Source organism: Peristeroidobacter agariperforans (assembly GCF_004138335.1).
GTDB lineage: Bacteria > Pseudomonadota > Gammaproteobacteria > Steroidobacterales > Steroidobacteraceae > Steroidobacter > Steroidobacter agariperforans.
This window is the reverse complement of the sequence record NZ_RYFW01000003.1, coordinates 148,210-169,221: the sequence shown is the minus strand read 5'-3', so window position 1 is coordinate 169,221 and position 21,012 is coordinate 148,210. Positions and strand designations below refer to the sequence as shown.

Below are 21,012 nucleotides of genomic sequence, written 5' to 3'. Positions count from 1 at the left end.
GGCTACTGCTTCGCCACCCGCCCCGCACTCATGACGAAGCTGACGCGCTCCAACTCGGTGATATCTCGCAACGGATCGCCCTTCACTGCGATCAGATCCGCCGCCGTGCCGGGAGCGATCGCGCCGATTTCATCGCTCATTCGATTGTGATCGGCTCCCCAGACCGTCGCAGAGCGGATTGCATCCAGTGGCGAATAACCCGCTTGCACCATGAGCGCGAACTCTCGTGCGTTGATGCCGTGCTCGGACACGCCGCTGTCGGTGCCAAAGGCCACCTTCACACCGGCTTCTCTCGCGCGGCGCAGTGCACTGATCATGTTTGGGCCGACCTCGAGCGCTTTCTTCTTCACGTTGGGCGGCATCCACGGAGCGGTCTGCGCCTGACGCCGGACCGTGTCTCCAGCAAGGAGCGTGGGCACGAGGTATACGCCGCGCGCTTTCATCAGGCGAAGCGATTCGTCGTCCAGATACGTACCATGCTCTATGCCATCCACCCCAGCTCGCAAGGCCGCGTTGATGCCATCCGTCCCGTGGGCGTGGCAGACCACCCGCCGACCGAGGCTATGAGCTGAGCGCACGATGGCCTCGAGTTCCCCATCGAACATCTGCTGCCCGACCCCGGCCGCCGTGTTGGTCATCACTCCGCCGGTCGATGCAATCTTGATCACATCGGCGCCGCGCTGAACCGCCTGCCTGACGGCGCGGCTGCAGTCATCAGCACCCGAGCACATTCCAGGCGGGGAGAACTGCGTGAGGATCTCCGGACGATAGCCGTGGATATCCGCATGGCCGCCATGCGCTCCGACGACCCCTGCCGCAATGACGCGCGGACCAAGGAAATTTCCTCGCGCAATGGCATCGCGCAGCGCGAGCGCTGCACTTGGGTTGCCGCCAAGATCGGCAACGGTAGTGAAGCCCGCTTCGAGCGTGCGGCGCGCATACAAGACGCCATTGAGGGCCTGGTCCGTCGTAGTTTTTTTCAATGCGTCGAGTTCCGCAGTCGGTCCGTTCTGGAACGTGATGTGTGTATGGCTGTCGATGAGGCCCGGCAGAACGAAGCTATCGCGCAAGTCGATGACATTGCCCTCGCCTCGTGCGCCGTCCAGTATCTCGACGATCCTGCCGTTCGCTACGACAATGGTCTTGTTCCGTTCGACCTTTCCGCTCGCCGGATCCGCCAGCAGCAGGCCCGCTCGCACGTATGTGCGTTCGTCACCAGCTCTCTCGGACTGCTGCGCGTGGAGGCTCGACGTGTTCGCGAGCAATAACAGCGCGCCGATCCAGAATCTCGCCATGTTCATCCTCGGTTTCTATGGTTGCTTGATGGGTGGTGTTGCTGCTGGCTCGTCAAAACGTCAGATCCACGCTGACTCCGATCGTCCTGGGCTGCACCAGCGTCAGTTGCACCGCGCCCGGCCCGCCGCCGCCCAGCACGCTCGAGTAAGCGCGCTCATCCAGCAAGTTCCGGGCGAACAGACGCACCTTGAATCGCTCGAACGCAGCAGCCGCGTAGGCATCCACAAGCGAGTAGGCATCGAGGGCATAGCTGGTCGGATTGCTCTCGAATGGATATTCCGTCTCGCCTGCGTACCGGTATCCGAAGCCAATCTCACCGTTCGCGAGGGCCGCAAGCGGAAACGAGTAGCTCGAGGTGAGCGAAGCAGTCCAGCGTGGGACGCTTGGCACTCGATCACCCTCACGCGCCTGTAGCGCCGGAACGTCCTCCTGCAGCCTCGCGTCCGTATAGGCGAGATTGCCGCCGATGCGCAGGCCCGGCACCGGAATGAATGTCGAGGAAAGCTCGACGCCTTTGCTGATGGCGTTGCCGCCGTTGGCGCGATAGACGATGTTGGTGGGCGTATTCAGCTGCAGCTGGATGTCGGTCCAGTCGATATAGAACAAGGCCAGATCAACGGATGCGCGCCGCTGCAGAAAATCGGCCTTCGCACCGACCTCGTAGTTGACCAGGCGATCCGCGTCGAAGCTCGGCTCCAGTCCATCCAATGCGGGGTTCGGTCCACCCGGACGATAGCCGCTCGCAACGCGCGCATACAGCATGGTGTCGTCGGTCGGCCTGAACCTCGGACTCACCATGTAGGTGACCACATCCTCGGACGAGCGCCCGGTGTCCCGAGTGATGACAGTTGGAGGAAGGCCCGCCGCAGCGTTGACGAGGAAACCGCCTCCGTCGGTCGTGAAGTGCTGCTCGTTGCTGCTATATCTCAGCCCGGCAGTGACATCGAACCGATCCGTAAATTGATAGGTCACGTTGCCGAAGGCCGACAGGTCTCGATATGACGCCGGCCGTACGGCGCGGATCAGCGGGTTCGCAGGCGGCAGTAACGAGCCGTCGGGAGTTCGAACCGACCCGAACTGAGCGGCACGCGTGTCCTCATCCGTGTAGAAGGCGCCGAGCATCCACTGGAATGCGCCCTGGTCCGGCGAGGTGAGGCGGATCTCCTGCGTGAGCTTGTCGACTTCATGCAAGGATCTGAGGTCCGTGAGCATGCCCGGTCCAAAGAATGGGCCGAATACCAGGGAAGCGTCCGCGGCTACTTCGACATCGATCTTCGAGTAGCTCGAAAATATGTCCAGAGCAGCCCAGTCGAGATCCAGGCTCGCTGCGCCGCTATAGAAGCGCAGTTTGTAATCGCTGTACTGAGGCAGCACCGTGCTCGTGACGAATTCGCCGAAACGAGGTTGCCCGGAGGCGCGATTGACAATCACCGTGCGTCCACCGCCCTCGCCCATCGTGTCTTGCGCGAGCGCGGAGAACTCGACAATCAAGGCATCCGTCGCCTTCCACAACGCAGCCATCCTCGCGCCTTCCTGCCTTCCCTCGTCCTCGTCTTTACGACCACTGGCGGCGTTATCCATGATCCCCGCCAGTTGCTTGCGATAGATGCTCGCCCGCACGGCGAGCGTATCGTCGATCAACGGCACAGTGCCGCCGGCGCGTGCGATCCATCCAAGATCGTCGGAGCCACGAGTGGTGGTGAGCTCGAGCCCCGTCTGAAGGCTTGCCTGTCGCAGATCCGGTTTGCGCGTCACATATTTGAGCAGGCCGCCCATGCTGCTGGCGCCGTACAGAGTACCTTGAGGACCACGCAACACTTCGATGCGCTCAACGTCGTACGGCAACAGGTCAACCGACAAGCCGCCGCCGCGCGCGGCCGAAGTACTCGAACCCACTGGCGACTCGTCGATATGAATGCCAACGGTAGAATTATCGGAAGCACCGGTGGACACACCGCGCAATGTGAGCTGCGCACGGCCAGGATAGCCGGCATCGATCATTGTGAACCCCGGCACGTAGCCGACGTAATCGCTGAGCTGCTGCAAATTCAGGCGCTCCAGTTGCTCCTGCGGCAGCACGCTGATGGCCGAAGGCACATCCTGCACATTCTCTGAGCGCTTTTGCGCCGTGACCACCACTTCTTCCAGCGTCGATTCAACCTGCGCGAGCGCGAAAGGTGCAAATGACAGCGAGCTCACCAGGCCCGCTAGCGCAGCAGCGCGCGTGTTCCCGAATGACATGCCTACCCCCAGCCCGGAATTGAATTGTTGTTTGATGGAACGAGCCTTCGGCACGGCGCTCCGAGGAGCGCCGTGACCGCCGGCCGCGTCAAGTCTGATCGGGCCGCTGCTGCAACTTCTCATCGAACCATTGCAGGATGATCTCGAGCCGCTGCACTCGCTGGCTTGGCGGGCCGTTGCGAGAGAGGCTGTGCGAGGACAAGGGAAAGAGCGCGAGGCGAGCCGGCTTGCCCAACATCTTGAGCGCGCTGTAATACTGTTGGCCCTGATCGACAGTGGTGCGGTAATCCTCGATGCTCTGGATCACCAGCACCGGCGTCTTCACGTTATCGACGAGCGTGATCGGCGAGCGCCGCAGATAGTCCTCCGGATCGCGCCACGGGAAATCACGGAACCAATGCGGCACGAAGTAGACGCCGGCATCGGCGCCCGGAACAAAGCTGTACCAGTTGACTGCCGGCCGCTCGACCAGCGCCGCGGCGAATCGATCCGTTCGACCCACGGCCCATGCAGTCAACGTCCCGCCCGCGCTGCCACCGGCAATGCCAAGTCGACGTTCATCGACGTAGCCGCGCGCGACAGCCGCGTCCACGATGGCCATCAGATCGCGATGCGCATCGTCGCCCGGATGAGTGTATTGAACGGAGTTGGCGAACTCCTGCCCATAGCCCGTGCTGCCGCGAGGATTGGAAAGCAGCAGGATGTAACCTGCGTTCGAGAGCACCTGGAACTCGTGATAGAAGTTCTCGCCATACATCGCATGCGGTCCGCCGTGAATGTAGAGGATCAGCGGATATTTGCGCGCAGGATCGAAATCAGGCGGCTTGACGAGCCAGCCCTGGATGCGCTGTCCGTCGAACGATTTCGTCTCGATCTGCTCGTACGCCGAGAGCTTCACGCCGGGCAGCATGGCAAGCGCCTGGCCGGTGCGCTGACGCCAGGGCTTACCCACGCCGTCACTGGTCCACACTTCGAAAGGTTGCGTCGGCGAGCCGAAGATCGTCGCCATCTTCCCGTTGTCGGCGACGCTGATCTCGCGCAGATCGCCTCGCATGAGGTTTGGCACTTCGCGGACTTCGCCGCCATCTACGTCGACCCGATACAGCCTGGTGAGCCCATCGTCGCCGGAAAGAAATAGCAGCTCCTTACCGTTCGGCGTGAACGCCACGCGCTGACCCAACCCGTGCAGCCATGCTGCATCGGTGCCTTGCACCTCGCCGACATTGCGATCGAAAGCGCGGGTCAACGTGCGACGGCCCGTGCCGTCGGGCTTCATCACATAGAGCTCCGTCTGATAGGCGCTCTTGTGCGGATTGCCCGCATCATGGCCCGTTAAGGCAAGCAGCCCCGAGCGCGAGACGATCGCTGCGTCGTCGTTGCCCTTGTGCGCAGTGATCGCTTCGGGCTCTGCACCGCCAGCCGCGGGCACGCGGTATAGCTCCGTGTCGAACTCCACTTCCGCTTCCCACGTCGTCGGCATCGCGCTGAAAAAAAGCCACTGACCGTCGGGCGACCAAACCGGCTCCGAAGGCTCGGCATGACCGTCGGTCAGTGGCCCAATGCGTGCAGCGTCATTCGGCCGTGCCTCGGTCACGAACAATTGCGAGCGCCCATCTGGCAGAAAGCCGGGCACGCCATCCATTCGAAAGAACAGCCGATCGGTAACGAGTGCGCGCGTGCGAGCGAGGATCGCCGGGTCGGCGCCTGCCGGCGCATTCTTGGCGGCAGTTTTGGGCGCCGGCATCGCAGGACGAGCGAGATAGGCAATGCGCGAGCTGTCCGGAGCCCATGCGAACCCGCCCACGCCGCTCGGTTCGTTGGTCAGGCGCCAGGCTTCGCCACCCGACATTTCCAAGACGAAGATCTGTGGGCGCCCCTGCCGCGTCGAGACGAACGCAAGCCGTTTGCCATCGGGCGACCAGCGCGGCCGCGAGTCATCGCCCGCGCCCGTCACGAATGGCCGTGGATCCTTCTCGCCTTCGATCAGCCACAGATCGCGCTCATACTTATCCTGCGCCACATCGGTGCGGGTGAGCTCATAAACCACACGGCTGCCATCAGGTGAGATTTCGACGTCCTCGATGACTTGCAATGCATTGAGCGATGCGGGCGCAAGCGGCTCGCCGGTGGCGACAGCGCCAAGCGCCATCAAACACATCCCCATCGCCGACTGGCGTGCCAGATATTTTTTCATGTGTGCTACCTATGCGTCGTTCATCAGGCCGGCCGCGAGGAATCCACCGTCGACGGCCAGGACATGTCCCGTGACATACGCAGCCTCGCGGCTGCAAAGAAACATCGCTGAGGCGGCGGTCTCCGCCGGCGTGCCATAACGATCCAATGGAATCCTCGATCGATACGTCTGTCGCGTCCGTGGCGAATGCATGACCGCGACCAACTCGGTTTCTATGGCGCCCGGAGCGAGCGCATTCACTGTGATGCCGTAGCGTGCAAGCTCGACCGCCATGACTTTGGTCAGCGTGATGACTCCGCCCTTGGCGCTGCCGTAGGCGGCCCTGCCGACACCGCCTCGCAAACCAGCTGTCGATGCGAGCAGCACGATGCGTCCGTAGCCGGCGCGAATCATATGGCGAGCCAGCGTCTGCGACACGAGGAAGCTGCCGGTGAGATCGACGCGAATGATGCGTTCCCATTCCTCGATCGTTGTTTCGAGAAATGCCCGCTCTACGCCGACACCCGCGCTATGCACGAGGATCTGCGGAGTGCCGTCGGCTGCCACGATGTCATCCGCCCAGCGCTGCACGTCGTGAGGAGCACTCACGTCGACCGCTGCCGAGCGCGCGTGATATCCAGCCTCTCGCAGCTGTGCTGCCTTCGCTTCGGCAGCGTCGGCGTTCAAGTCCGCGAGCACGACATGAGCGCCGCCGCTCGCGAGTTGCTCGCTGATCGCCCAACCAATCCCGCTTGCGGCGCCAGTAACAACAGCCAGTTGTCCATCGAACCGCTTCATGCGCAGCTCACGCGCCCCAAACCTGTCCGAGCAACCGTCGGAAGTTGCCGCCGAGAATCGCCTCGATATTCGCATCACTGTAGCCGCGGCGAATCAGCACCTCCGTGAGGTTGTAGAACCGCAGCGGGTCGTCGAATCCATCCGTGTCGAGCTTGTCACGGAAGCCATAACTGGAGTCGTAGAGCGACTTGGCCAGCTTGATCTGCTCCGGCGGCAAATCGTCGTGCCCGTTCAGATCGGCATCCGTGCCGATCCCCACGTGCTCGATGCCGGCGATCTTCACCACATGATCGATGTGATCCACCATGTGCTCGATGGTGGTGGGCTCGCGATCGCGCACGAAATTCCGCACGCCGGTGATGCCCATGACGCCACCGGCCGCCGCCAGCTTCTTGATCGCCTCGTCGGTCTTGGTACGGGGATTGGGATTCAACGCCCGGCAGTTCGAATGCGTGATCGCAATCGGCTGCTTGGACAACTCGATTGCATCGAGTGTGGTGCGATCGCCGCAGTGGGAAACATCCACCAGCATGCCGACCTCGTTCATCTTCTGGATCAGCCGCACGCCTGCGCCGCTCACGCCGCCGTCGCCGCGCTCGGTGGATCCTGAGCCGTAGTAGTTCTGGGTGTTGTATGTCAGCTGGGCGCAGCGCTGGCCCAGGTCGTGGAATGGCTTCACATCCGCAGGGGTGCGGAAGTGCTCCGCGTTCTGCAGACCCAGGATGATTGCGATCTTTCCTTCCGCCTTGGCCTTGTCGATGTCAGCGGCGCGGTCGACGAGTTTGAGTATGTCGCTGTTGCGCGCGATGAAGCCGTTCATCAAGCCGAAAAACGTCATTGCATTGGCATGCGCATCGGGCCCGCCCGAGCCGACGGCGTTATGCAGAACGGTGACGCCGGACTCGCGCAACCACTGTATATCCTGTTCGGGCATGCGCTGCTTCCAGTACTCGAGCGACAAGCTCAGCTTCACTACGCCGAGCATGTCGATCACCAGCGCGCGCTCCATGATCTTCATGACACGTGAGGAGTATTTCCGGTCGCTGCTGGCGAACGCCGGAAACGCCGCGAGATTGATCATCGGCGCCGCGATGGCGGCCGCGGCGGCGGACTGCAAGAACGAACGTCGTGAGCGATGCATGGTCATGATGGCTTCCAGTGAAGGTCAGTAATCGAGGCCGAGCGTCACGAGATTGAAGGCGAACGCGAAGGCGGCCACCACACAACAGGCAGCGGCGATCGCGCTGTTGCCGATGCGCATCGCGCGCGGATGGGGACTGCGCCAGCTCAACCAGGCGTTCCAGACAGCCGCGATGGACAGCATCGCCACGGCCACACCGATGAGATGCAGAAGCCTCAACCAAACATCGAGCTCACTCGTGAACAGCGAGAAGTCGTTCAAGCCCTTGCGCAGTACAACAACCCAGCCGGCCAGTAGCGAAAGATTGGCGATTACAGCAACGCGGCTCAGCACGCGGGCCGGCGATGCGGGCGGTGGCAAAGTCAATGGAGATTGATAGTGTCGCCGCACGAGCGCGGCGACAGGCATGCAGATCGCGGCCACGACGAGCACCGCCACCGCTGTGAACAGCACCGGAAATATCCATCCCGACGATCGCCAGGTGGGCACCGGCAACAGGATGCCCGTGCCCGCCAGCGAGTCCATGCCAATGGCTTTGACCTGCCCGGCATCGATACGAGCAACGAGCCGCTGCGTTCCGCCGACTTCCCGCCACACATAGGGCGCAACTTCACGCCAGCGCTTGCGCACGCCATCCAGGCCAACAGCGGAAGGAATACTGATCGTGTTGTCGGCGTTGAGCGTGATGGACTGTTGCCCGACCAGGCTGGAGAGGCTGCCGAAAAATGTGTCGGCTCGTCCGCGCGAGCGCTCGTACTTTCCAGCGGCCGCCAGTTGCCGTCCATGCTCCGCTGCAGTCGGCATCGTGGGCTCCACGTCAGTATCGCCGCCGCGGGCGAAGTAGCGGCGCGTGAAGCCTCCACTCAAAGACTTCAGCAGATCGTGAACGGCGCCGCCCGCGCCGGTGCTGTTGAATGCTGCGAACCAGCCCACCCCGTTTTCCATGAACAGCTTCAGGTCACTATGAAATACCTGCGTGTTCCCGCCATGACCAATGATGCGAGGATGTTCACTGTTCACCACGATTCCCAGACTGACACCGCCGCTCAATCCCGGCATGGGCTTCGAAATGGAGTCGTGGAATGTGTGCGCCGTCGCCGCTCGTAGCAGCACGCTGTCGGCGTCCCGGGCCGCTGCAAGATGCGCGATCATGAATTGCGCCATGTCCGCGCCAGTGGCGCTGATCCCGCCCGCGGGCGCGGGGATCAGTTCGAAGTACCATGGCGACTGCGTGGCAACCTTATAGCCTTGCGACATGTGGGTCGCGAGCGCTGGTGGCAGTGGCTGGCGCGACGTGGAGTTCGTCATTCCCAACGGAGCAAACACGGCGCGCTGTAGATAATCATCGAACGTTTCGCCGCTGATCTTCTCGACCACATAGCCAGCCAGCGCCGCGCCATAGTTGCTGTAGGCGGGAATTTTTCCAGGAGGCGCAATTCGCGCGGGCATCGACGCTTTCACATACGCTCGCAGCGCCGGGAATTCCTCAGGATGGGCCACCACCGTTCCCTTCAGTCGTTCCTCGAACCCCGCCGTATGCATCATCAGGTGGCGCATGGTGATTGGTTGCTCGAACCCGTCGGACATTTCGATATCCAGGTATTCCGCAATGTCGCGATCGAGGTCGAGCTTGCCCTGCTCGACCAGTTGCATCACCGCGGTCCACGTGAACAGTTTGGAGACGGACCCGATGCGAAACAGTGTTTGCTCGGCATCCACCGGAACGCGATCTGCTACGTCGGCATAGCCGTAGCCCTGTTTCAGAATTACGCGCCCGTCCTGCACGACCACGATGACTCCGCCCGCGATGCGACCACGATCGAGCGCGTAAGGAACGATGCCGTCGAGCCACGCGTGCAGATCAGCAGCATCGAGCCGGCTCGAAGCAGCAGCAGTGTCCAGCGCAACGGGCTCTGACGCCACCGCCGTGGCCCACGACATCGCTATCGTCGCCACCAGCGAGTTGCTGATCGCGCGTATCATGGACGGGAGCTCGTCGTGGTGGACACCGACTCCGTGTAGCAAGTGTGCGAGCCTGACGCTGGCGGCGCAGCGGCCAAGGACAGATAGGCATCCGCGAACGCCGCTCGCCAGAACGCTCCGTCATGACCGCCAGGGAACTCGTGATATTCCACCTCGTTGCCTTTGGCCGTCAGCACGTCACGCAGGAAGCGATTAGCGGTAAGCAGATCGCCCTCGTAAAGGCCTGCGCTCAAATGCAATCGGATGGGAGCCTTCGGTGCTCGCGCAATTCTCTTCACCAGCTCGAACGATTCGATTCGCGGATCGAGCAACGGACCTTCCGTCAGGATGGGCTCCCCTCGCCCGGCCTTGATCGCATCTTCCGACCACCAGAACGCGCCGGATTGAGACAGCACTGCGCCGAAGGTTTCAGGGTGCCGCCATGCGATGTTGGTCGCTGCCAGTCCGCCGAGACTGAAACCGCCGATCACGGTGTGCTGAGGTTTCCTGGTCACCCGATACTTCGCGCGCACTTGTTTCATCAACTCGGTGGCGATGAGATCGGTAAACGCTTCGTTGGGATACATGTCCGCGGCGCGTGAGGCGACCGAAGCGTTGTCCACGAACACAGCAACCGTTGGCGCGATCCGGCGTGCCGCGATCAGGTTTTCCAGGATCGTCGGCACCGGTATGAGGCCTTGATAGGCGGAGCCATCGAGCAGCAACAACAGCGGGTAAGGTCCGCATTGCCGGCTGTAGCCAGGCGGTGTGTAGACGCTGATACGCCGTTCGCCCAACTTGAATGTTTCTGTTTTTCCCTGCTTCACGTCCTTGCGTGCTTGCGTCCATTGCGAGTCCTGTAATACCGGCGGCAACTCGACACGAGACCTCGATGCGAACAATTCGGCGGGATTGCGCCCTTGCGAGTCGGCGTGCAGCGGATCGGCCTTCGCGGTCGCCATCAATGCCATGGCCTGAACCATCGGCGGTCCCGCAACCACCGGTGGATTCTCCGCGACTGTGTATTCGAAGCGCGTGCCGGGAGCGAACTTGAACGATCGATACCACACATCGGAACGGCCGAGCCGGCGCAGCTCGATGACCGGCGCGATATGAAACAGCGACCAGAGCACTTTGACCTGGCGAGTGTGCTGATTGCCGCGCCAGAGCAGCGTCACCAGCATCTCGCCATCCACGTTCTCGATCAGCGGCGTTCCGTTTGCCGCAACCGAAGCCCAGAAGTCGTCGCTGCTCGCCGTTCCCGCCGCGAGGCTGCTGCTTTGCTGCTGAAGTTTGCGGCTGATCAACTCGCCAGTCGGGGCAACGTCGGCATCGAGCGGGCGGAGTATGGATATCGACAGTTGGAACGCGCCTGCGCCGCTACCCGCATTCGTGAGTTGCAACTCATAGCGATCGTGCTTCGGAGCGACGAATGCGACAACGCCACCTGCGAACCTGCGCAGCACCTTTCCATCGGAATCCAGGATCTCCCCCGCGAGGCCCTGCACTATCTGGGTGTCCACCAGACCGTGCACGAACGCACCGGCGTCCGCCTCGATTGAAAAGCGCTGGCTCGCCCCGGCTTTGAGCGTTCCGCTGAACGGCTTTGTCACATCGAGTTGCGCACCAGCGCTGGGGCCGCCAGTTCGCTCCGCGGCCTCAATCTGCATCCATCCCATCTGTAGCAGCCCGGCCATCCCGGCGGCGGCCGCGATGACGCAGCCGCGCACGCCGCCAAGCGTACGACTCTTCATGAGTTTGTCCTCTTGTGTGAACTAGAACGAGAAGCGGATGCCGGCGCTGTAAGCGCGGCCGATCACGTCGTAGTGCAATGGATTGGTGGCGGCGGAAAAGAACACGTCTCTGCCGGTGATGACCGGGTCTTCGTCGAGCAGATTGGAAACATTCGCGAACAGTTGCAGCCGTTTTGCCTGCTCGCTGAGCAAAGTGTATTGAATCGATGTGTCGAGATAGACCTGGGAGGGAAAATGGTCGACCGCGAACTCCAGCGGGGGATCCGAATTGTCGCGATTTGCCGAACCAACGTAACGCGCACCGAGATGAAGGGCGAGCGGCCCATCCGAGTAGCTGACACTGCCGTAACCGCGGACGCGCGGCAGCCCTGGCAGAGAGCCGTCGCCGGCGAGCGCGCCGGCCTGATCGATGTCCATGGAGCCGTCGTTGTAAGAAAGCTCGTCCGTATAGGTTGCCAACAGCCGCAACCCGAGCACGCCCGATGAATCCAGGCCGAGATCGCTCAGTGGCAATGAGTAGTGCGCCTCGAAATCCACGCCGCGAATACGCCTTTCGACCAGATTCAGCTGCGAGCGATTGACGGCCCGGATGTTTCCCGATCCATCACGCACGACGTAGTCGCACAGCGCTACGACCCCGGCGGCGCAGCGGTTCAGAATGTCCGGCGGCGCCAGCTGGCCGATGGCATCCTGCAACTGGATATCGAAGTAATCCACCGAGAGGCGCAGCCGCGGCACGAACCCCGGCTGCAAAACGATGCCGAGCACCGTGGTATCCGCCTCTTCCGGCTGCAGTCCAGGATTGGGTAGCAGCGTCGACTGAACCAGAAGACTCGCCCCGGTCAGTGGATCGGTTACTGGCCAGAAGCCCGTGCCCGAGCGGCTGTACAACTCGAATACATTCGGTGCACGGATGTCCCGCGAGCGGGTTGCTCGCAGCCGAATCGCATCATTGAAGGCATGCGACAGTCCTGCCTTCCAGGTCGTTACCGAACCGCTGGTGCTGTAGTCCGTGACGCGGGCTGCAACGTTCAACTCCGAGCTCCGCGCCAGCGGAAGCTCCGACAGCAGCGGCATCACGATTTCCGTGAACGCTTCCTTGACCTCGATCTCGCCTCGTACCGGCTTCTGGTTGCCGATGAGAAAACCATCGCTGGCGGAAATGCTGTCGACGGCGGTGCGTACCGAATCCTTGCGGTACTCGGCGCCAAAGGCGACCGACACCGGTCCGGCCCAGTTGTCGAAGGCAGTTCCCTGCATGCTTGCCGCGACGACATCCTGCTCTACCAAGGTAAATATGCTGGCGGTGCCATGGATATAATCGAGTGCTGCCTGCGACGGCGCGCCGAATCCAAGCACATTCAAAGGCACGCACCCTGGCGCGCCGGATCGACATACCGCCTCGCCCGAGACCGGATCGGTCACTGCATCCACCGCCTGCGCCATGTTGACCTTGATCACGTTGCCGGGATCGATGTTCTCTCGTTCACTGCGACCGTACTGATAGTAAGCATCCCACGTCCAACTCTCACCGAAGCTGCCACGCAGGCCGGCCACGGCTCGCTTGGTCTCGACCTTGTCGTTGGCTTGCACGAATCCAAAATCAGTGTTGAGTCGGCTCAGGGCAAAACCGGGCACCCCGCCCGCAACCAACTGCGCACGCTGCTCCGGCGCCAGGAATGCGTTGTCGGTGCGGATGAGAATGTCGCCGAAGTTGAATGGCTGCACCAGGTTGCGATTGTTGGCTTCCTGTTGCGCGTAGGACGCTTCGAGCAGACCTGTGACATTGTCAGAAATGTCGTAGCTGCCGCGGGCGAAGACATTGTGCCGTTTGAGCGGCACCGCGAGCACCGCCTGACTGCCGGCGTATGGACCATCCCCTCCCTGCGCGATCAAGCCGCCGCCCGAACTACCGGGATTGAACGGGGTGAGAGAACCATCTGCTGCAAACTGCATTCCTGCGAAGGGTCCGCTCAAGACCAGGCCACCTTCGGTGGCCATGCTGAGGCCGGTATCGGGAAGTAACAATTTCTGGGGCTCGCCGTTCCCCGGCGCATACGCGGGATTGATCACGATTCCCCAATCGCGTGCACCCCACGAGCGGTCGCGTTGATACTGGATACCGTCGTTGTCGAAGCCTTCGGCGGCGATCGAGAAGTGGCCGCGCCCATCGGCAAAGTGCGTACCGAACGCAAGCGCGACACGCCATTCTTCATTGTCGCCCTCCTCGGCAATGCCACTTTGCACTTCGCCTCGGAACCCTTCGAGATCGCGGTCGAAGATCATGTTCACTACACCCGCGACAGCATCCGAACCGTAAGCCGCCGATGCGCCACCCGTCACCACCTCGACCCGATCGATCAGCAGCGTAGGAATCACGTTGATGCTCACCGTGCCTACGTTCGTCGTGGGCACATGGCGCCGCCCATCCACCAGCAGCAGCGTGCGTTCTCCCCCGAGACCGCGGAGATTCAGAAAGTTGCCGACGCCGCCGGTTGCGATGGTATTGGTCGTTGGTGTTTGAGTCGGCAGGAACGCTGGCAGGTCGTTCAGATAATCGGCGATATTGGTCGTGGCGCGCGCCGCGAAATCGTCCGACCCGACCACGGTGACCGGAGTTGGGGTCGTAAAGCCGCTGCGCTGGATCCGCGTGCCAGTCACGACCACCATTTCGATGGCTTCCCTGGTCATCGCGGACGTATCGACGCCACTTTGACTGCCGTCCTCTGGCGCTTGCGCCAGACGAACCGGCTGCCGGCCGTTCGGCGTCGAGCCGACACCGGAGGTGGCATGGCCTTTCACATCGAGCGGAATCAGTGTGACGGTGCGCGCATCGATGAAGCGGTACGTCAGTCCGCTGCCCACCAGAACCTTCGTCAGCGCATCTTCAATGCCGATCGCATCGATGACCGCCGGCGCGTTGAGATCCTTGACGGCCGCAGGATCGAAGAGAATGTTTGTTTTGGTCTGATTGCCCAGGGCGCGCAGCGCCGCCGAGAGCGGTTGGGGCGGAAGCTCGAGTCGCGTTTCGCTCTGAGCAAAACATTGATCGGCGATGAGCAGCGCTGGCGCCGGAGCCAGGGCGCAAGCGATAGCGAACGACAGCGAAAGCCTGGTGCGCATGTTGATCCCCAAGCACCATCCCTGGCGTGTTATTTAAAGTCACAAACGAATCGGTCTTGGGGTAGAGACGCAGCAGACGGAAAAAACACACCTCCCCTGATGCGAAAGTCAGGCAAGGCTCAGCGAAGTGTCTCGCCTGCGAGCGATGCCGGGTCCAGGCGGGACTCGCTGGGCGGCACAGGAACGCCCGAGAGGATGATGCGGCGACCTTCTTTGCGCAGCTCCAGGCCGTGAGTTACGGCCACTGCTCGAGCCATGCTTTCCGAATCGGTGACGCGAAACACGCCGCTCACGCGAATGTTTGCAGCCGGGCCCTCGACGCTCAGTTGCAGCGTGCTGTATCGATTCATCTCCTGCATCGCCTGTTCGAGCGTGAGATCGTCGATGTTCACCAGGCCCTGTTGCCAGGCCGTGAGTTTCTCCAGTTCCGGCCGGTCCAGCACCGGTGTCGCGTGTTCGGCGAAGACGATGCGCTCTCCGGGAGCAAGCGTAATCGGCGTACTGCTAGTAGCACCCTCCGCAGTCGTGGTTGCACCGGTGGCGCCGACGCGGCTCAAGTCGATCGGACCTTCGATGCGATCCAAGAGCGGTTGATTCGGGGGTGTGACCGCAACTTTGCCTTCCAGCAGCGTGACCGCTAGCTGGGCAGAATCACGCCGTACGAGAAAAGCCGTGCCGAGTGCGATGACTTCCCGGTCGCCAGCGGTCACCACGAATGGCCAGCCCGGACGTTTGGCGACTTCGAAGAGCGCTTCGCCCGCTTCGAGGCGCACGTGCCTCCGGTGCTCGTTGTAGTCCACGGACATCCGTGTCTTGGTATTCAATGTCACCTGCGTGCCGTCCTCCAGCACGAGCGTGCGCCGTTCACCGACAGCGGTCTTCAATCCGGCGCCATTGAGATAGATTCCGAGACCGAGCACCGTAATCAACAGCGATGCAGCGATCGCGGCGAACGATACAGCACGCCTCCTTGGAACATGGACCTGGCGGACGTTCGGAGCGCGAATCTCCACATGTGCCGAGCGTCGGACCGCCGCCCGCGTTTTGCTCCATGTATCTGTCGCGTGCTCGAAGGCATACCGATGCATCGGGCTTTCCGCCAGCCAGCACTGCAATCCTCGCTCGACCGCCGGCGTACGCTCCGGGCCATGCAATGTAGCAATCCAGGCAGAGGCTTCCGCCAGCGCCTTGAGCAAGGCCGGATCATGCTGGGCGGGCTCTGACGGTTCCCCGCCGATCAATTCGTGTGATGTCGATGGAGATTTCATGGCGGCGGCAGAGCGCTGAGCGCCAGGACGTTGATGGCCTTGGCGAGATCCTTCTCCACGGTACGTCGACTCATTTTGATCTGCTTGGCGATCTCATCGTAGGTCATTCCTTCGAAGCAATGCAGGAAGAACACGTGTCGAGCACGCTCGCCCAGTTGCGCATCCAGGATCGCCTGCACGCGGCGGACGTACTGTTGACTGTGTGCCTCCTCCTCCGGATTCGGCGTCAACGCAGGCAATGCCAACTCTTCAACCGCGCGCTGCTCGAAAAGATGCACACGATCGCGTCGGCTGCGATCCACGGAAAGGTTGAGCGCAGCCCGGGCGACGAACGCTTCGGGCTCCAGAACTCGCTCTCCCTTATCGATGTATGTCAACAATCTGACGAATGCTTCCTGCACCAAATCCTCGGCCTCATCTCTGCGTCGACCGCGCCGACGCAGCATGCTACAGAGCTTATGGAAATGGGACTTGAAGACGTCCATGAAGCCAATATGACATGGACACGCAGCCGAACCCAAGCAGGGCCGTACAGGCGGCAGACATACCCACCTACCCTTAATGTAGAGACGCAGTAGAACGTGAAAACACACCCTGAATCCTCGATCTCCTGGACTCTCCCGGAGACGACATTGCGATAGCAGCGGAGTATTGCGCGACGACACGGCCGGCGTTTGCCCTTCGACCAGAGCCAGGGACTGATCAGGATCGGGACCGCGGTATCGGGGGATGGAAGTCGAATGTTGAAACGAGCGAACTGAGGACCTCCGCACTCGATCAGGTCATCGGAACGGGAGCATCCTTTTCACAGAGTTGCTGCCGCGGTCCTAGCTCACCCGACGCGGCCGACATCGATGGCGCTGCTGTGATTGGCGCCCTTATCATAGCAATCAAGGAGTTGGGAGCACCTCGCGGGCGGACTGCTTGAACCGTATCCGCCAAGGAGTCGCAGATAGAGCGCATATCGCTTCTGCGCGAACCATCCATTGAGGGCCCTGAATTCCACCCGCCTCCACTGCTCGACGGTTAGTTACTCGTTACGAACGGCCTAATTGTTCCCATCGGCGGAGGCCGTGCTGGCCTCGACTGCGGGTGCCTTGCGCGCCGACAACACGGCGCGCGGGATCGGCCGGCCGTGGAGGAACACCGTTTCGATCGTGTCGTAAGCCTCCACACTCTGCAGCGGATCGGCGCGCAGCAAGAGCAGGTTGGCGACCTTACCCGGCTCCACTGTACCCAGTTGGCGTTCGAGACGAAGCAGGCGCGCGTTGTCGATCGTCAACGCGCGGAACAACTGCTTCTCGGAGACGCCGGCGGCCACCCAGTTGTTCATCTCCAGCCGTCCGTTGAGGCCTGGCGGATTGGTGTAGATCAAGTCACTCGGGGTGTCCGACCCGAACAGCAGATGCGCGTCCGCCTCGGCTAGGATGCGCGTCACCTCCGTCGCTCGGCCGATAGTCCCACGCAATCTGGCTTGCAGCTCAAGGTCCGCGCTCCTGATACGTTCGGGCGCACCGACTGCGCCCTGTCTCGCATACACGTCAATGAGCGCGACCGGATAGGCATCAGCCACATCTGGCCGTGCGAGATAGTCAGTACTAAGCATATCGAGCAGACCGGCGATCACCTGCGTGGTCGGCTGGTAGCCGGTGCCATCGCGAACGATCGCGGCCAGGACCTCGCGCGCTTCAGCATCCAGCGCCGCATCCTCTCCTGGATCGCGCCACATTCCGTGCGCGATCACGTCTACGCCGGCGGCCACGGCGAACGCTTGAGCCCGCTTCCGATTGGCATGGATAAACACAGGCATATCGCGCGCATGAGCCGCAGTGACCAACGCCCGAACTTCCTCCACGGTAGGCGTGAAACCTCTCTCATAGATTGTTTTTACACAGATCGCGCCATCGGTAGCCATGTGGGCGACGACCGCTTCGGGCGTATGCCCGGCAGGGTCGACCACAGGCGGAATTCGCCGCTCCATAGGGACGTCGTATGAAAAGTAAGGAAAGTGAATGTATCGAATCTCGCCGTCGATGATCGCCGCCGCGCCGCAGAAATAAGCGTCCGGGCGCACCTCGCGTGCGTTCCATTGCCTGGTCCGCTCAGCACTCCCGACGAGATCGACCACTGTCGTGAAGCCGAAGAAGAGATAGCTTCTGGGATCTTGCTCGAGGGCAGCGGCGACAGTCTCGGGGTGCGCAGCGGCCTGCTGAGCCGTCATCGGCGACGGGAAACCTGGCGGCACCGCCAAATGCACGTGGCTATCGATAAGACCGGGAATGAGGTAACGATCCGTCCCGTCGATCTGCGGGGCACCGCGCAGCGGCCGCGTGCTCAATTCCGAAATTCGACCGTCAAGGATGCGCACATAGACGTGCTCCAGAGGCTGAGCACGCTCGGGTGAAACCACGGTCACATTTGAGATGATGAGGCCCGAGGAAGGAGCATGCGTTGCGCAGGCAGTCAGCCCGAAACAAGCGCCCGCCGTTGCGGCGAGAGCGATCAATCGAGTCATAACGACCTCCTTTCGGTGGCGACGATCGCATTCAGACGCAAGTGTATGGAAAAAGGTTGCTAGCGGGCGTACGAGACAGCACGAGCCCGGGTGACGACGAGCGTGGCTCGTCAATCAAGTTGCAGGCGGGCGCGTGGGAATCGAACCGAGACTGCAGGAACCGCGTGTAGCGCTTCCTCGGAGTTATCGGCAGCCGGCTAATGGCTGCTGTGCAGGCCGTGCGCCGCCGATCTGATCGGCAGCGATGTATCGATCCTCAACATGAGATCGGATAGGAATTGCGAAAGCCAAACAGTACCGGTAGCGTTGCGCCGATTGTCTTACCACGTCGGCGAGGAGTTAACGTTGCGTCATCGAACTTCAGTGCCCGTGTTGTTGGCGACGTTCTGCGTGTTCTCAGCGCTCGCCGCAAGCCAGGAACGGATCATCATTACCAGCCGGGTACCCCGCGCGGAATCGTGTACACCAGAAACGCCGTCGCCCGATACCAGCGCTGAAACCTATTCCGCCTACGCGAGCTGCGTGTTGGACCACTACGCCGGCGCGTTTAACTCGCTATACACGCGGCATCTGCGCTCATTTCCAGACGATAAGTTTGACGTCGTCATCATGTTCAAGGTCGGGGCCGACGGGTATGCGCACGATGTGTCGAGCACAACAGAAAAGATTGTGGACGCGGATTTCTTAAAAAACTCGCGGCGAGACTTCAGGTCATTCGGTTTGCTCCGCCCGCCAATACGGAGAACGAACTCAGTTACACATTCCAATTTTCCGAGCTACCGCCATAACATCACGCGCGCTGGCGCCGCACCGGGTTTATCTCACACGTACCCGCATAGGCACTGCAGGAACGGCGGATTCTTCAACGTCTAGGGTTGCGAGCGCTCGATACGGACAATGAATCCGGCCTGTTTGATTCTCACGAAAACTGCCAGGATTAGACAGCGACTCTCGCCGACTTCGCCGCGCGCCGCATGGCTATAGTCAGATGGATTGCTGCCCTGGCAACATTCGGAATCTTCTGCGCGTGGACCCTGTATCGATCCGCGCCGGACATGAGGCGAACTCGCGGCTCAGTTGTTCGCACGCGTGTTCGAGCATCACTTCCATAATCTCCGCCAAAGGATCCACCAAAGGCGGGGCTCGCTGATCACCGCCATCCACCGCATGTTGTTGTCCTCAGGCGCAAGTACTGGCCCTCCCGAAAGGAGGTGGTCACAATGGTCATCTCGATTTCCCAGACGGCGGATGATGATGGGGTCATGACCACCATATCGGATGGCCGAAACACAACAGACGAACGCAGCTCGGCACGCCTGCTCCACTTCGTCAGGTGTTTCCGGCTGACGTATGAAATAGATGTCTGCATTCTCGTCGTTGATCTCGGCAAGAAGCGAGGGGGCTTCTGCTTCAGGTATCGTGCACGCGAGGCACTCTCCGGTCGTATAGAAGGCGCCCGGCGCGTTTTTGTGGAACCTTGGGCAGTCTAGATCATCTCACGCACACTCCGAATAGTTGGAAGCATCTCGCCTTCCGTGTACCTTCGGATGCACAATTGAGCGCCCAAAAGGCAAGGAAGTGCGCTTGTTCAGCAAAAGGCTGTCTTTGACTTTCTGCGCCGCTGCCATAGCTTTCCTAACGATGACCTCGGCTGCGTGCAAGCGCCCCGCTCCCGAATCCTCGGCACCCGCCATAGAGTTCCAGACCGACAACTTCGATCTCGATGGCATTGGCTGGATGTCCGAACAGGCGGACGAAAACGGCGTGGATCTAAACGTGAGCGGATTGTGCGCGCTCGATAGCAACGTCGCGTTTCTCTTCGGAGGCGTAGGCGTTGCCGCCGGCACGATCCGCTCGTTTCTGCTGCGGACTATCGATGGCGGCAAGAGCTGGCATGAGGTGATGTCGCCCGTACTCGGCAGCGAGTTGACCCATGTCGCCTTCTCGGACCACCAGCACGGTTGGGCGCTGGCGCTGTGGAGCGTCGAAGGACCCGGCACCGTACTGCTTTTCGGTTCCACGGATGGAGGAAAAACCTGGCGTCAGCTCACTGAAGTTCAACGATCGCAAGGCCACGCTTTACCAGACGGTTTTCCTCTGAGCATGACCTTTACAAGCGCGCTGAATGGTGAGATCGAGCTTGCGTATGAGGGCGAATCTACGTCGATCGACGACACCCGGGAGGAGATTGCGACGCTCGCATCTGACGACGGCGGCGTGACCTGGAGTATGGTTCGACGCGAAACGCGCAAGCGGCTGCCGGTGGAGACACCAGCAGCGCATCACGACTGCGGCTTTGACAGCACCGATTGGGAGCTTCATACGCGTGCCGCCAATGACTCGATCACGGTTCGACGGTTCGACCGTGAGCAAGACCATTGGCGCGTCATGACGTTGCCATTACATTTCCAATACAAGCGAGGGCGTGTCCTATCGTCACCGTAGATCGGTGGGCCAATCCTTGCGGTGCAGGTACGCTGCCGTCGTTGAACGACACGGGGCTTGTCGGAACATCGTCACCAGTAGCCGTCGCCTTGAGCCTCTCGGCCATCTCTCAATGTCGATGTGGCAGCCACGGCCGATTGCATTGATGAAATCACTGAAGCTCTCGCTGATGACGAGCAAGCGAGAACGGCGAGATCGACAGTGGGCTCCTGGCCGCCATTGCAAAGGCAGAGGAAGACAAGGTATTTGGAGGGCAGTGGCGCATGAAGCGCGGCAGCAGTCCGGATACACTTTGG

General features: G+C 61.5%; 12 protein-coding genes. 1 reads left to right on the top strand and 11 read right to left on the bottom strand.

Translation table 11 applies throughout. The features are described from left to right. Nucleotides 1–2 precede the first annotated feature (2 nt). The 11 genes from EK373_RS22900 to EK373_RS22850 all read right to left on the bottom strand — a co-directional run bounded on the left by EK373_RS22900 (nt 3) and on the right by EK373_RS22850 (nt 18,262). Complete coding sequence (locus EK373_RS22900) at nt 3–1,295, bottom strand: metal-dependent hydrolase family protein (protein WP_129646299.1); 1,293 nt, start codon at nt 1,293–1,295, stop codon at nt 3–5. Nucleotides 1,296–1,347: 52 nt separating this feature from the next. Further along, nucleotides 1,348–3,537, bottom strand: coding sequence for a TonB-dependent receptor (locus tag EK373_RS22895; RefSeq protein ID WP_198683566.1), 2,190 nt, complete (start codon nt 3,535–3,537; stop codon nt 1,348–1,350). Nucleotides 3,538–3,625: 88 nt separating this feature from the next. Then, nucleotides 3,626–5,731, bottom strand: a complete 2,106-nt coding sequence (locus EK373_RS22890; RefSeq protein ID WP_129646295.1) for a S9 family peptidase — start codon at nt 5,729–5,731, stop codon at nt 3,626–3,628. Between the two features lie 9 nt (nt 5,732–5,740). Further along, nucleotides 5,741–6,508: an SDR family NAD(P)-dependent oxidoreductase gene (locus EK373_RS22885; RefSeq protein ID WP_129646293.1), complete on the bottom strand. Its 768-nt coding sequence runs from the start codon at nt 6,506–6,508 to the stop codon at nt 5,741–5,743. Nucleotides 6,509–6,515: 7 nt separating this feature from the next. Then, nucleotides 6,516–7,655: a dipeptidase gene (locus tag EK373_RS22880; RefSeq protein WP_198683565.1), complete on the bottom strand. Its 1,140-nt coding sequence runs from the start codon at nt 7,653–7,655 to the stop codon at nt 6,516–6,518. An 18-nt stretch (nt 7,656–7,673) separates the two neighbouring features. After that, nucleotides 7,674–9,632 carry a serine hydrolase domain-containing protein gene (locus EK373_RS22875; RefSeq protein ID WP_129646291.1) on the bottom strand — a complete coding sequence of 653 codons (1,959 nt, stop codon included), beginning with the start codon at nt 9,630–9,632 and terminating at the stop codon, nt 7,674–7,676. Then, nucleotides 9,629–11,365: an alpha/beta hydrolase-fold protein gene (locus tag EK373_RS22870; RefSeq protein WP_129646289.1), complete on the bottom strand. Its 1,737-nt coding sequence runs from the start codon at nt 11,363–11,365 to the stop codon at nt 9,629–9,631. The genes EK373_RS22875 and EK373_RS22870 overlap by 4 nt, the downstream gene beginning before the upstream one ends. A 21-nt stretch (nt 11,366–11,386) precedes the next feature. Beyond that, nucleotides 11,387–14,488 (bottom strand): TonB-dependent receptor, encoded by a 3,102-nt coding sequence (locus EK373_RS22865; RefSeq protein ID WP_129646287.1) that lies wholly within the window; start codon nt 14,486–14,488, stop codon nt 11,387–11,389. A 119-nt stretch (nt 14,489–14,607) separates the two neighbouring features. After that, complete coding sequence (locus tag EK373_RS22860) at nt 14,608–15,684, bottom strand: FecR family protein (protein WP_198683564.1); 1,077 nt, start codon at nt 15,682–15,684, stop codon at nt 14,608–14,610. 68 nt (nt 15,685–15,752) lie between these two features. Then, complete coding sequence (locus tag EK373_RS22855) at nt 15,753–16,241, bottom strand: RNA polymerase sigma factor (protein ID WP_129646283.1); 489 nt, start codon at nt 16,239–16,241, stop codon at nt 15,753–15,755. Between the two features lie 563 nt (nt 16,242–16,804). Further along, nucleotides 16,805–18,262 carry an amidohydrolase family protein gene (locus tag EK373_RS22850; protein ID WP_157994500.1) on the bottom strand — a complete coding sequence of 486 codons (1,458 nt, stop codon included), beginning with the start codon at nt 18,260–18,262 and terminating at the stop codon, nt 16,805–16,807. 1,593 nt (nt 18,263–19,855) lie between these two features. Between EK373_RS22850 and EK373_RS22845 the strand changes: the two genes are divergently transcribed. Continuing rightward, entirely contained in the window at nt 19,856–20,716 is an 861-nt protein-coding gene (locus EK373_RS22845) for a WD40/YVTN/BNR-like repeat-containing protein (protein ID WP_129646279.1), read from the top strand. Nucleotides 20,717–21,012 lie beyond the last annotated feature (296 nt).